Consider the following 13,440-nt stretch of genomic DNA (forward strand, 5'->3'; position numbering starts at 1 on the left):
TTAGATCAGTTTTGATCTGAATCATGGGGGTTTGTGCCAATATGGAATATCAGCGCAAACCCAGTGTGACGTCGTTAATATAGAAATTGCCGGTAAAAGTTTTATCAGGCTGCCCAGCGGCATCTAAGGCGAAAAATTGTTTGTCATTTTCGTCAAGGGACTGGTAACCACCAATCACTTGATAAATCCACACCTCTTGATCGAAGTCCAGTGCATGTTCGGCAAAGTATTCCAGCGCCGACTTAGGTTGCCCTGAATCGATGACATCACAAAAATAGTCATCAACAGCCTGGTGAATGGGATCTTTCTCTAACGATACACTGCCCTGTTCCGCTACCTCAATTTCTTGCGCGGCTTTGTGGCTTTCCTCATCAGGCTTGCGACGATGAATATCAGTCAAATTACTGACAATCATCTGATAATCAGCCTCATGTTCAACCTGATTCACGTCGGCTGCCGCCGGTGCCAGCAGACTGGCAGACTGATTAAACAATACCGGCACCTGACTCAGCGCCGGGTAATTTCCCGGTGTAAAATCAGGTTGTTGTTCCATATGCAGCAGGAAGCCTTTAAGAAGGCGGGTACGCCCCTGAAATTCACGAAAGCGTCCGAGTAAATCAAGCAAACGCGCCTGTACTACCGACAGCTCCTGCGCTGCCTTAGAGAAGCTTTGCTGTAGCGCTACCACCAACAAATGGCGCAATTCACGGTTGCTGCCTGCCAGCTCGCTGAGCTCGTCAAAATGGAAGCTTTCAAGCTGTTGCAGCAAGTCACTTACCTGGCCCTGGGCCAATTCGTTTTCACGGATCTTGGCTTCCACCGAACTCACATAACCGAATTCGTTATTAATGCGACCAAACAGCACGCGCACGCTGTTCGTAAGCGATTCCGTCAGCTGGTAAACATGCTCAGTAAGATCGCCCATGTGCGCATGGGCTTCATTAAAGCGATTATGGTGAAGTGACTCTTTGTAATGCTCGGCCAGCGTGCGCAGGCTCGCCAATGACGCCGTGATATTGGTGTTTATGGTACGGCTGCGATCATCCTGCAAACTGCCTTCTAACAGTGCGCGCACCGCATTTTTCAAACGCAATGGGCTTTGCGGATCGGGGCGCCAAAGCACGCCGAGTTGCACCAATTGCTCCAACACCTTACGGCTGTGGTCTGCCTCTTTTACCGAGCCATTTACATAAGCTTGCATGATAAGCTCGCTATGACGGCCAAGCGCATTTAACAGGCGGTTACCCGCCTGAATTAACACCTGACTCATAACAGACTACCCTGCTGTACCGCCGCTTCGGCCTGTGCCGATAACGACAAGCTTTCAGTCTCGTCGATGAATTTAATCATCTCGTATAAGTGTTCTACCTTTCCGGTCACCAGATAAATCTGTTTCTCAGAGTTTGGTTTAATGAGATAGCCCATGTCGGTAAGACGTTTGAAAACCTGCTTCAACTGACCATCTAAATTCATGCTGGTAGAGTTGAAAATACGATAGCGGGAAATTTTCACAAGCTGCTCAGCGTAGGCTGGCGTATCTTCAATCACGCTTTGCAACTCGTTTAAGCGTAAGGCGTTACCCATGGTTACCGGCATATCCGATTCACTCGCCTGTTGCACCAATAACAGCCACTCTACCAGAGGCACCAAGCTAGATGCTGTTTCCTGAAACTGTTGCGTTAAGACTTTGCGCTCGTCGTCACCAAGCGTAAGGTATGCGGCAAAAAACACATCCCCTTCAGCGGTAGACGCCAGCGTACGATTGAGCACGTTCAGGTGCGGCTCTAGCTTTGCTGCATTGTCTCGGCTTTTCAGAAACCGCCAACCTTCTTCATCACTAACCTGACAAACAAACTGACCACTTAACAGCAGACTTAAAATACGACCTTGTTCTGACATCATGCTGAAGCCTCCTGTTCACGACGGGCTTTAATTCGTTCGGCAATGGCGCTGGCCTTAGGCTCTACCACCTGTAGTTGACGGCTCACCTTATCGATAAGATAACGGTTGTCGAACAGCGTCAGCACGTCTGATTCCGGGTTAGGGAAAGCCCCTACCACACAGATATTATTGTTCTGACAGGCATCAAAAATTTTCTTCACGTTACTCTGGTGAAGCGTACCTAATTCATCAATGGGCCAATGGATGGTGGCATCAGCTTCACCACGAAGCAGTCGGGTGAATGCCAGCAAGAATTTACACAGAATAAGGTATGCCATACCGTGACTCGACGACTCGTTAAGCTGTCTGTCAGTGCGTATTACCAGGTCGCTGTTGCCTTCCCGCAAATGCAATTCAATATCCAGCAATTTGCTGATACCGCCAGTGAGTGCGGCGCGCCCAAGAATATCCAACACCCGGCGCATGCTTTGGCCGTATTCTTCATCAGGAAGCTGATTAGCCCCCTCCGCCATCCACGCATCGTAAAGGCTTCGGAACTGTTCCAATTCAGGCCAAAATTCCAGCTCGCTGATCCGCGAACGGATTTTCACTGCGGAATCTGACACGCCATCAAGGAAGAGTTCACCGTCTACCTCTTTAGTAATGCGGCGGCTCTGACTGACAATACGTTTGTCGATATCGGCCAATACAAAGTAGTACTGGCTCAGGTCGGCCCCAAAGATCCTGCCTTGCTCTTTCAGGCCCTGCAGTTTCTGCGGCACAATCACATTTAAGAGCTGGGCAAGGTGGGTAACCATACGACGATGATCAATACTCTTCACACCTTGCGCGTTCATCACCGCGCATTCTTCACGAGCACGTTCCCAGGTATCAGACAGACCCGTACCGGCCTGGGCAGCAATCAGCTGATCGAACCGTTCAACATAAGCCTTTACATCAGACAGTAAGGTTTCACGCTCCTGCAACGCGCTTTGTACCAGCGACAGGCGTTGGTTAATGGAGAGCTCGTCCTGACGCTGTTCATCGTCGCTTTGAACACTAGGTAGGGCGATTTTTGCCAGCGAACGAGAGAAGTTCACCACTTGCTCATGCTGCTCTGATACTGTTTTAACAGAAGTTTCCAACTGAGCATGTTGGTCTTTCAGCTGCTCGCGAGTTTCACGATACACGGTTTGCTTCTGCGCCAGTTCACGTTCAGATTCCGCCAGCGATTTACGGGCTTTCGCCAGGCTGTTCTGCCACGCCACTTTATGACCGTTGAATACGGTCTGATACCAGCGCTCGTAATCTGCCACCTTATGGCGGTGGGTTTCCGTTCTATAAATGTCTTCTTTGAGTTTCTTCGTGCGCTTCTTCAGTTCGCCGATTTCATCCACATCAACGCCGCGATTATTCAATTCGTTCTCAAGCCACTGCTCGGTGTCACGCTTATCTTTTGCGGCGTTATCCCGGGCCTTGCGCATGTCGCTGTCGAGTTGACTAATTCGGGCGTCGGTATCAGCAATCAGTTGTTGCCAGTGGAAGCTATGCTCGGTTTCGGTTTCCCGCTGTTGATCTTTAATTTCATCGCGGTCGAGCTCGAACTGTGCCACTAGATGCTTTCTGGCTTGTACATTCTCTTCCAGCTTGCTGCGGGCTTTTTGTTTACGTACCGACAATGCCTGCTGGTATTCACTCAGCACCGAATCACGATCTTGCTGTGCCCGTTTACGGGTAGCTTCTGCACTGCGAACCGCGTTATCACGTTGGGTCATGGCAAGCTCGGCATTTCGCACCGCTTCATTGGCTTGTGCTAATTCCGACTCGCATTCATTTTGTGATGCCAGCGCCAGTTCAAGGGCTTCTTCTGCCCCGTTCAAACGGGCTTTGAGTTCTTGTTCGGTATTGGCGTATTCGGGTGTATCTAAGGTTTCCAGAGCCAACTTGATGCCGAACAGGCTATCGCCTTCGGCTAACTGCGGTGCCAGATCTTTGCGCTCTAGCAATTCCGGGCGAATGATTTTGCCGAGGGAATGTTCCCAGTCGTCCAGGTTGCCTCGAAGGAATTCCAGTAGCGAACCTTCGCCGGGGTAAAGCAAATGATTGATGCTTTCAACCAGCTTTTCTTGCTTCTGATGATGCTGACGAGCTTTATCCAGTGCCGCAGACGCCGTTTGACGGTGCTGAATCGCCTTACTGTGTGTTTGCTGAGTCTGACGATATTCACTGCGAGCAGCATCTTCGTTCACGCTGGCTTCTTTAATTGCCGCATCGAGCAGATCTAACTGCGACTGTTCAAACTCGTTATAACCGGCGTTATTTAATCCCGCTTTCAATTCCGCTTCGCTGACTTTTAAATCGCTCAACGCGTTTTGATGTGCATGGTCCAGCGTTTGTAATTGCTGAGCAAAATCATCACGGATAACCTGTAACGCATCCCGTTCTTTTTGCTGTAACTCACTGCGCTTATCAGCGGCCTCCTGACGACTGGCAGACAGCTGTTCCAGGTTCATACTGAGCTTTTCACCCAGCTCAGCTATACGGCGGTTAAACGTGGATTCGATATCCTGATGCTTTTCGGTCAACAGTGTGTAGCGGCTACTGGCCAGTTCAAGTTCGTTCTGCCACTGGCCAAGGTTGGCCACATCTTCCTTGAGCTGTTCGATATTTTGTTCTTGCCAGCTTTGGAATTCATCTTCCACCGCGTCGAGTTCTGCGGTGTACTTCTCCACGTCAGCCCGGGCCGACGATACTGTCTGATTCAAAGAATCACGGGTTTCGGCCCACTGATTATCATTCTGCTTACGCTGAAATTGATTTTCTTCCAGCTGATTTTTCGAAGTTTCCAGCGCCGCCGCCAGGTGACTCTTGTCGTTTTCGAAAACTTTTTTCAATCCGGCTAATTGTTTTTCGGTGGAGCCCAGCGCCATATCGGCCTGCTCCAGTTTGGCAAACTCTGGACGAATGCCATCGAATTGCTTAATTAACTGACACTCACGCAACCAGTCGTCCACACGATTGCGACTGAGGTTGGATGTGGGCGGTTGTACGCCGTCTTCTTCCAGAATGGCGGCAATCATGGCTTTGATGGTTTCCATCTTGCCTTCTTTGGAATGAACCGCTTTGGCCAGCTTTTCAATATGGCGAACATGAAGATTCGGCTGACACAAACTGAATATGCGGGCGTAACCGAGTAGTTCACGTGCATTACTGCTCTGGTTAAGCACACCGTGATCGTTTTGCAGAATGGCGCGGAAATCTTTAGTGGTAAGCAGGCTGGTTACCAGCACATTGTTTCGCTTTAAAGCCCGGGCCAACTCGGCACTGCTGACGCTTGCCAGTTTGCCGTTTTTCTGTTCAATCAAATAATCATTGATATCGAAAGGCTTGCCGATGAACCGATAATTCACACCAGTGCCATTTGAACTCAACACAGCCTGACACAGATCGCCTTCTGCGCGGGTGTATTCGTAAATGATAAAACTGGAAGTGCGCGGTAAATACCAGCGCTCGAAACTGTCGCGGGTAGCTGGTACCACCCGGCTTGGATATTCACCGTAAAATACGGGGATCAGACGTTGTAAGGTGGTTTTACCCGAGGCATTGGTACCACAAATGTTTGTGTGTCCGTCCGTTTTCAGTTCAACCACACCGGGTAAGTGTGTGTCGATGAGAATGATGCGTTTTAAACCGGCCATAAATTTCCTGTCTTGAACTCGGCATGAGAATTATTGTGCGTTGTAATGCCGAAAAAAGCTGCCTGAACAATTACATCCAAGGCAGCTTCTTCTGGTGTTGCGTAGCTAAAAAGGGTTACCGTGGCGGGAACATACCGCCACCACCGCCCATTCCACCTGGCGGCATCATACCTTTCATCTGGCGCATCATTTTCTTCATGCCGCCACCAGACATTTTCTTCATCATTTTCTGCATTTGCGTAAATTGCTTCAGCAGACGGTTCACATCCTGGATTTGGGTACCGGAACCGGCAGCAATACGGCGCTTACGCGAACCTTTAATCACATCAGGGCGGGCACGTTCAGCAGGTGTCATCGAATTAATGATGGCTTCCATTTGATTAAACTGCTTTTCATTTGCCTGATCTTTGATTTTGTCAGCCATACCGCCCATGCCAGGCAGCTTATCCATTAATCCCATCATGCCGCCCATATTGCGCATTTGCTCGAGCTGCTCTTTGAAGTCTTGCAAGTCGAAGCCTTTGCCTTTCTGGACTTTCTTCGCCAGCTTAGCGGCTTTGTCTTTATCGACTTTGCGCTCGACTTCTTCAATAAGGCTGAGAACGTCACCCATTCCCAGAATACGAGACGCTATACGCTCAGGGTGGAATGGCTCAAGGGCATCCACTTTTTCGCCCATACCAATAAACTTAATGGGTTTACCGGTAATTTGACGCACGGACAGTGCAGCACCACCACGGGCGTCACCATCCGCTTTGGTCAGAATGACACCCGTTAATGGCAGTGCATCATTAAATGCCTTTGCCGTGTTCGCCGCATCCTGACCCGTCATGGCATCAACCACGAACAGGGTTTCAACCGGCTTCACAGCCGCATGCAGCGCTTTAATTTCGTCCATCATGTCGGCATCGACGTGCAAACGACCGGCGGTATCCACTAACAGAACGTCATAGAACCGCTTCTTGGCGGCGTCGATAGCTCCATTAACGATGTCGATAGGTTTTTGATCGGCCGTTGAAGGATGAAAACCCACACCCACATCGTCGGCCAGGGTTTCAAGCTGCTTAATCGCGGCGGGACGATATACGTCGGCACTCACCACCAGCACTTTTTTCTTTTCGCGTTCAGTGAGGTATTTGGCTAACTTACCCACGCTGGTTGTTTTACCCGCACCTTGAAGGCCGGCCATCAGTACCACAGCAGGAGGTTGAGCAGAAAGGTTTAGCTTTTCATTTGCTTCCCCCATTACCGCTTCAAGTTCAGACTGAACAATTTTAATAAATACCTGACCAGGCTTCAGCGCCTTGGTCACTTCCGTGCCAACCGCACGGGCTTTCACCTGAGCAACAAAGTCTTTAACGACAGGCAGCGCAACGTCTGCTTCCAAAAGTGCCATACGCACTTCCCTTAGCGTCTCTTTAATGTTGTCTTCGGTGAGTCTGCCGCGACCAGAAACGTTGCGTAACGTCTGGCCAAGGCGTTCAGATAAATTCTCAAACATAAGGCAGCTTCTTTAAATCGGATTATTCATTTTCACGGCATTATAGCGAAAAAGGCGTTCACAACGAACCATGAATACACTTTCTCTCTTTATATTGCCTTAAACTGTGTAAAAACAATGGTTCTGGTTGAATTCTCTGTGCAGTTGCAGTATCAATACAGGCAAAGATTCATGGACCGGTTATTTTTTATTTTCCGGAGAATAACGCCCTTCCTCCCAACACCGGTCATGCTAAAATAAAAAACGTTTCGCACAGTAGCGAACCGACAGCCAAAGGATATCGCGTCAGATTATTGCACGGCGAATCTTGCACAGGAATTGGGATGATCACCGTATTTGCCGTTACAGGCATTATTTTTTATCTTGCCGCAGCGTATCTGCTGATGGGAAAAATTGTTAATCAACAGTCGCCAAACAAAAAACTGGCGATTATTTTGTCGCTTGTCGGGGCTGCCGCACATATCGGTTATTTGTCTCAGGCCATCGTGATTGCGCCAGGGCAAAACATGAGTATTACCAACGTCCTCTCGTTGGTGTCCTGGTTAATTACCGCCTCCATGCTCATCAGCGCATCGGTGATGCCGAATATTATCCTGTTACCGGTTGTCTTCGGATTTTCAGCTCTTACTATTGCCGCAGCGGTTTTTGTGCCTGTTACACACATCATGCATATTCAGATGCAACCCGGCCTGGTTATTCATATTACGCTGTCGCTCTTCGCTTATGGCACGCTGGTTATCGCTTTTCTTTATGCGCTGCAAATGTCGTTTATTACCCACAAGCTAAAACAAAAAGGCGCGTCACTGCTTAACTCTCCGTTACCGCCGTTAATGCTTGTCGAAGGCATGTTATTTAAACTGTTGCTCGTCGGCACGTTTTTGTTGGTACTGTCGCTCATTAGCGGATTCGTATTTCTCGATAACATGTTCAGTACGATGTACGCCCATAAAACCTTGCTGTCGCTCGTTGCCCTGGTGGTATATGGCTTTTTGCTCACCGGGCAGCGCATTTGGGGATGGCGAGGCAAACAGGTAATTGTACTTACCGTCGTTGGTTTGCTGTTGCTTACCCTCGCCTATTTCGGTAGTCGCTTCGTTCGGGAAGTACTACTTTAGACTAAAAATATCACTAATCAGTGGGCTGCTTCCGCCAAAATAGGTGAAAAGCGGCTACTGTATGCGTAGTTTCACAAACTTACACTTGAAACCCGTTGGCTGAATAACTAAATTGGACAGTCCACACAGGTAAAGGAACCCTTTTTTTTGGACGACATTTCAACAAGCACGCTATTTATTGCACTTGGCGTACTGATACTTTTATCCGCCTATTTCTCTAGTTCTGAAACAGGCATGATGTCGATTAACCGCTATCGACTTAAACACCTACAAAATGAAGGTAACCGCGCCGCATTGCGTGTGCAGAAGTTACTCGAACGTCCTGATCGCCTAATAGGTCTTATCCTTATAGGCAACAACATGGTAAACATTGCTGCATCTGCCATTGCTACCATTTTATGTACGAGGTTGTTCGGCGATTATTGGGGCTTCATCGCTACCACATTTGGTCTTACCCTGGTGCTGCTTATATTTGCAGAAGTCACACCGAAAACACTGGCCGCGCTGTATCCGGAAAAAGTGGCGTTTCCTAGCTCACTCATCTTATTACCACTGCTGTTTGTACTCTATCCGTTCGTGGCGATGATTAACTCCATCACCAACGGCATTTTGTTTTTATTACGCATCGACTCTAAGAACGGTAATGATGACTCGCTCAGCCGGGAAGAGTTGAGAACCGTAGTCTATGAAGCTGGAACGATGATCCCGAAAAAACACCAAGATATGCTGGTCGGCATTCTTGATCTGGAAAACGTGACCGCTGAAGACATCATGGTACCTCGCGCTGAAATCGTCGCCATTGATATCAATGAAGACTGGAAGAAAATTCAGAAGCAACTTACCCACGCCCAGCACACGCGCGTTTTACTTTACCGTGACAGTATTGATGATGCGGTGGGCTTTGTTCACGCCCGTGACGCATTGCGTCTGTTATCGAAAGACCAGTTCACCAAATCCAGTCTGCTTCGTGCAGTACGGGAAATTTACTACACGCCTGAATCTACTCCACTGCATACTCTGATGTATAAGTTCCAGGCTGAAAAAGAGCGCATCGCTCTGGTGGTGGATGAATACGGTGACATCATGGGCCTGGTAACACTGGAAGATATTCTGGAAGAAATTGTCGGTGACTTCACCACTTCAATGGTGCCGGACCACAGCAAAGAAGCCAATGTTCAGCAGGACGGCAGTGTACTGGTTGATGGCAGTGCCAACGTCAGGGATCTAAACAAAGAAATGGACTGGAACTTACCGCTAGATGGGCCCAAAACCTTGAACGGTTTGATTCTGGAATATCTTGAGGAAATTCCGGAGCATCAAGTAAGTGTTCGCCTTGCGGGCTATCCAATGGAAATTGTCGATATAAAAGACAACATGATTAAAACAGTAAGGGTATTACCGGAATACTTTGAAACACCCCGGGAAACGTCTTCAGAGAACTAAGACTCTTCACTGGCCCGCGCACGTCGGGCCAATACTTGCGCCTTAGCCGCAGCCACCTTTTCCGACAATGAACTCAACTTACCGAGAATATCCTTCAGTTCTTCATCGTTTTTAAGATCGGCCTCAGCCATATGACTCTCTAACGAACGCCTGAGCAAATCAGGGATGGATTTAGTTGTCATTCGAATTACTGCCCTGCGCAGTTGGTTACACTCTCACTACATAGTTTATCGGTTGAGAAATTAACTTCTTAAGAGGTTTTTCAATTTTTGCGGATAAAGATGGAGCAGGACAGACTACTAGCCTTGAAAATGCGCGACGAGTTCGCCTTTCTGTTTATGAATATTGTAGCGAACCACCGCGACAGATGCCGTTGCAAACAGGCTATGCGTTGGGATAGTACACACTTCATCCAGAAAATAACTCACGAACGGCATGTGGCTAACCAGTAACATACGGTTAATTTGATGACCACGGCCGGAATGCGCGTTGAGCAGCGTATCAACATAATCGTGGGCCATTGCTGGATTACCTTCAGGCACAATATCGTCGCAACTTTCCGACTTGCCGGCACTTAAATCAAGACTGAGCATGTCAAAAGTCTGACGGGCTCGACGATAAGGGCTAACCAATGCAAGATCTACCTGCCTGTCTTCACAGTATTTATCTATAAGCCAGTTAGCCGTTACAGAGACTTGTGCACGACCAAACTCGGTTAGCTGACGACTTTTGTCATCAACCCGCAATGATTCTGCCTCACCGTGGCGCATAATAAACAATAATGTGTCAGCGTTGGAATTTTGACGTGGCATAGTTTAATGAATATGATGAAGGACTACACTGTTACCATAGCAGACCCATATAGAGTAGCCTAGTATTAATAGTTACGACTTTAGGTGATATAAATATTTAAATCGTTCTGGAACCCAATTCCGACCTAAAGTTTCTTCAAAAAAATGCAGTAATAACAAACAATATTGAGAGCATTTTGACAACTACTTTAAATCTGGAAAACGCCTTTTTCCATACGCTTCCCAACGGGTTGCGCGTCATGATTTACCAACATGACCTTTCTCCTGCAACCTCTGTGTCGATGAGTGTACGAGCCGGACATTTTTATGACCCTCAGGAATGCGAAGGTTTATCACATCTACTAGAACATATGATGTTTCTGGGTAGTCGGCATTTACCAAAGGCAAACAGCATTAACGATATGGTTGAAAGTGCAGGCGGTGCCATTAATGCCTGGACGGGTACTGAGTTTGCTAACTATCACTTCCACTGTCGCAGTACAGAAATAAAGCGTATTCTTCCCGCATTCGGCGATATGATGCGCTTGCCCCTGCTCGATCCGGATACATTGAATAAAGAAATCAATGCCATTGAAGCCGAATTTCAATTTAAGATTAAAGACGACTTACGACGCCTTTATCAAATCCATAAAGAAACCGCGAATCCGTTACACCCGTTTAGTAAGTTCTCGGTTGGTAATGCAGACATTTTTCGCTCGCTACCTGAGTGCGAGCTGCACGCCGCTTTGCAGCAATATCACGCGAAGTATTATGTAGGCGCAAACATGTGCCTTGCTATTTTTACCAGTGAAAATGTTGACGACGTACTAGAGTTGGTTTCACAAAGCTTTGGCGCATTGAAGGCAGGCGAAGAAGCCAACAAGGAATGGCCAGCCTTGTACACGCCGGAACAACTGGCTGTTGAAATCAACATTATTCCACTGCAAACGGCGCGCCGAATGATAGTCACTTTTGCCCTGCCCGGCCTGCATCAGGATTTTCGAACCAAACCATTAAATTACCTGAGCCACCTTATTGGAGATGAAGGCGAAGGCAGTTTACTGGCTTACCTGAAAAATAAAAACTGGGTGACCAACCTTATTGCCGGCAGCGGTATTGAAGGTGAAGACTTTAAAGACTTCAATGTCAGCTTTCAGCTTACAGAGCAAGGTTTAGCCAACCGCGATCACATCCTTCAGGCGCTCTTCTCTTTTATTGCACTCATCAGCAACGCAATGGATGAAAAATGGCGCTACCAGGAAAAAGCACACTTGGGTGCGTTAGCTTATCAGTATGAAGACAATCCTAAACTACAGAATATCGTGTGTGATTATTCGCAACATTTATTCTCGTTTACCAGCGACGACATCAAACTTTTCAGAATTGTTATCGATAGCTTCGATAAAGACGTGCTTGAAAACGCATTAAGCTATTTCAGGCCCGATAACATTCGCGTAAAAATGATTGCACCAGAACTGGCCACAGATACTGTGTGCCGTTTTTATAACGCAAAGTATCAAATGCGCCCGCTTTCGCAAAGCTTGCTGTCTCAACTCTGCCAGCCTGAAATTATCCCTGAGCTTCAGCTTCCTCCTCCCAATCCGTATTTAGGCGACGATTACCACCTCACGATTCCTCAGGCTGAAAATCTCACGCCTCGGCTTATACTGGATAACGATTACACCAAACTTTGGTTTGCTCAGGACGAAACCTTCCATAGCCCAAAAGGCGACTTGTATGTCTCCTTCGATACCCCGGCGTTTTCGGACGATTTACTGGCCGTTGCGGCAAAACGCATTTGGTTGGCCGCGCTCAACGACTTTTTACAAGCCAAGTATTATCGCGCTGAAATTGCGGGCCTTCATTATCGTATTTATGGGCATCAGGCTGGGTTCAGCTTACATACACGGGGTTTTTCTAACCATCAGCCCAAACTCGCGGGTCAGTTGCTGGAAACCATTTACGCATTTGTCCCTGACCAACAGCATTTCGATCGTTTAAAAGCGATGCAAATACAGTCCCTCGAAAATGCGTTGATGAATAAGCCTACAAACAGGTTGTTTTCCCGCTTAAGTGTCATTGTTCAGAAAAACACACAAGCACCGATAGACCTGCTCAAAGCGGTAAAAGAATGTACTTATCAACACATGCGTGAATGTTTAGATAACGCCCTTAAAGGCTATTACGTTGAATGTTTCATGCATGGCAATTGGTCTGAAGATGAAGCACAGAACTTTGCCGAGAAGTTACAACAACAATGTACAGATGCCAATGCGGGCCCCATGTCTAGGGCAGTAACCGCTTTACCTGTTGGCGATGCACTTTATCATGAAGTGACTTGTGAACATGAAGATGCGGCAGTTGTGTTGTATTTGCAGGCGCCTAGCAATAGCCTGATAGATACCGCCATGTGCATGGTGCTTGAACAGATGTTGGCCGCCCCCTTCTTTAATGTGCTTCGCACTGAAAAACAACTCGGTTATGTTGTGGGTACCGGCTATGTACCCCACAATCAGCATCCTGGAATGGCTTTTTACATTCAAAGCCCTTCACATGCCCCCGAAGCGCTTTTAAAAGAAATGACTTCATTTCTGTTTGAACAGCTTAATGAAATCGATTTTTATCGTTTCTACTGGTCCACGATTCAAAAAAACCTGCTGAAGCAACTTGAGGAACGAGACCTTTCGTTGTCGATGAAGTCCCAGCGACTTTGGGTTTGTTTAGGCACGCAGGATTTAGCCTTCGACCGAAATGCTAAATTAGCCGACCTGATAAGCCGAACGTCTTTTCAGGACATTCAGGCCTATGCGAACAAAATCGCCGAGCGAAATGTATTCGGCGAACTGGTCTTGTTTGCTTCAGGTAAATTTCCATCGATGGACGTATCTGACGACAAAAAATTGAAAGACCTGGCATTGTTCAAAAAAACAACACAGTATTTTCAATAAGTAAGGTAGAAAAACGCAATAAAGTATAATGTGAGCATTATTTAACCTCTACACCCGCCTAAT

At 47.5% G+C, this 13,440-nt stretch carries 9 protein-coding genes; 3 read left to right on the forward strand and 6 right to left on the reverse strand.

Features of this window, described 5'->3' with window-relative positions:
- Positions 1 to 49: 49 nt before the first annotated feature.
- The 4 genes from ACXAGX_RS08315 to ffh all read right to left on the reverse strand — a co-directional run bounded on the left by ACXAGX_RS08315 (position 50) and on the right by ffh (position 7,080).
- Entirely contained in the window at positions 50 to 1,270 is a 1,221-nt protein-coding gene (locus ACXAGX_RS08315; protein WP_070126909.1) for a phosphoenolpyruvate carboxylase, read from the reverse strand.
- Positions 1,267 to 1,902 (reverse strand): condensin complex protein MksE, encoded by a 636-nt coding sequence (locus ACXAGX_RS08320; RefSeq protein WP_474837705.1) that lies wholly within the window; start codon positions 1,900 to 1,902, stop codon positions 1,267 to 1,269. The genes ACXAGX_RS08315 and ACXAGX_RS08320 overlap by 4 nt, the downstream gene beginning before the upstream one ends.
- Positions 1,899 to 5,579: an ATP-binding protein gene (locus ACXAGX_RS08325; protein WP_474837706.1), complete on the reverse strand. Its 3,681-nt coding sequence runs from the start codon at positions 5,577 to 5,579 to the stop codon at positions 1,899 to 1,901. Before ACXAGX_RS08325 ends, ACXAGX_RS08320 begins: the two co-directional genes overlap by 4 nt.
- A gap of 115 nt (positions 5,580 to 5,694) precedes the next feature.
- On the reverse strand, positions 5,695 to 7,080 hold the full coding sequence (gene ffh / locus ACXAGX_RS08330) for a signal recognition particle protein (protein WP_474837708.1): 1,386 nt from the start codon (positions 7,078 to 7,080) through the stop codon (positions 5,695 to 5,697).
- Positions 7,081 to 7,403: 323 nt separating this feature from the next.
- Here ffh and ACXAGX_RS08335 point away from each other — a divergent pair, with 323 nt between their 5' ends.
- Positions 7,404 to 8,195, forward strand: coding sequence for a cytochrome C assembly family protein (locus ACXAGX_RS08335; RefSeq protein ID WP_474837710.1), 792 nt, complete (start codon positions 7,404 to 7,406; stop codon positions 8,193 to 8,195).
- A gap of 147 nt (positions 8,196 to 8,342) precedes the next feature.
- Positions 8,343 to 9,638 carry an HlyC/CorC family transporter gene (locus ACXAGX_RS08340; RefSeq protein ID WP_474818001.1) on the forward strand — a complete coding sequence of 432 codons (1,296 nt, stop codon included), beginning with the start codon at positions 8,343 to 8,345 and terminating at the stop codon, positions 9,636 to 9,638.
- On the opposite strand, the gene ACXAGX_RS08345 is transcribed toward ACXAGX_RS08340, so the two are convergent.
- Positions 9,635 to 9,820, reverse strand: coding sequence for a hypothetical protein (locus ACXAGX_RS08345; RefSeq protein WP_474818000.1), 186 nt, complete (start codon positions 9,818 to 9,820; stop codon positions 9,635 to 9,637). The two genes, ACXAGX_RS08340 and ACXAGX_RS08345, sit on opposite strands and share 4 nt — an antisense overlap.
- Before the next feature lie 117 nt (positions 9,821 to 9,937).
- Entirely contained in the window at positions 9,938 to 10,450 is a 513-nt protein-coding gene (gene sixA / locus ACXAGX_RS08350) for a phosphohistidine phosphatase SixA (RefSeq protein ID WP_474817999.1), read from the reverse strand.
- 176 nt (positions 10,451 to 10,626) lie between these two features.
- Between sixA and ACXAGX_RS08355 the strand changes: the two genes are divergently transcribed.
- A complete protein-coding gene (locus ACXAGX_RS08355; RefSeq protein ID WP_474837712.1) occupies positions 10,627 to 13,377 on the forward strand; it encodes an insulinase family protein in 2,751 nt (916 codons plus the stop codon).
- The last annotated feature ends 63 nt before the right edge of the window (positions 13,378 to 13,440 follow it).

This window comes from Alteromonas sp. ABV4_515 (assembly GCF_056160345.1).

What these genes read in the sequence shown, in the direction of transcription:
- ACXAGX_RS08315 (WP_070126909.1), bottom strand. Translation starts at nt 1,270, where the DNA reads ATGAGTCAGGTGTTAATTCAGGCGGGTAACCGCCTGTTAAATGCGCTT.
- ACXAGX_RS08320 (WP_474837705.1), bottom strand. Translation starts at nt 1,902, where the DNA reads ATGATGTCAGAACAAGGTCGTATTTTAAGTCTGCTGTTAAGTGGTCAG.
- ACXAGX_RS08325 (WP_474837706.1), bottom strand. Translation starts at nt 5,579, where the DNA reads ATGGCCGGTTTAAAACGCATCATTCTCATCGACACACACTTACCCGGT.
- ffh (WP_474837708.1), bottom strand. Translation starts at nt 7,080, where the DNA reads ATGTTTGAGAATTTATCTGAACGCCTTGGCCAGACGTTACGCAACGTT.
- ACXAGX_RS08335 (WP_474837710.1), top strand. Translation starts at nt 7,404, where the DNA reads ATGATCACCGTATTTGCCGTTACAGGCATTATTTTTTATCTTGCCGCA.
- ACXAGX_RS08345 (WP_474818000.1), bottom strand. Translation starts at nt 9,820, where the DNA reads ATGACAACTAAATCCATCCCTGATTTGCTCAGGCGTTCGTTAGAGAGT.
- sixA (WP_474817999.1), bottom strand. Translation starts at nt 10,450, where the DNA reads ATGCCACGTCAAAATTCCAACGCTGACACATTATTGTTTATTATGCGC.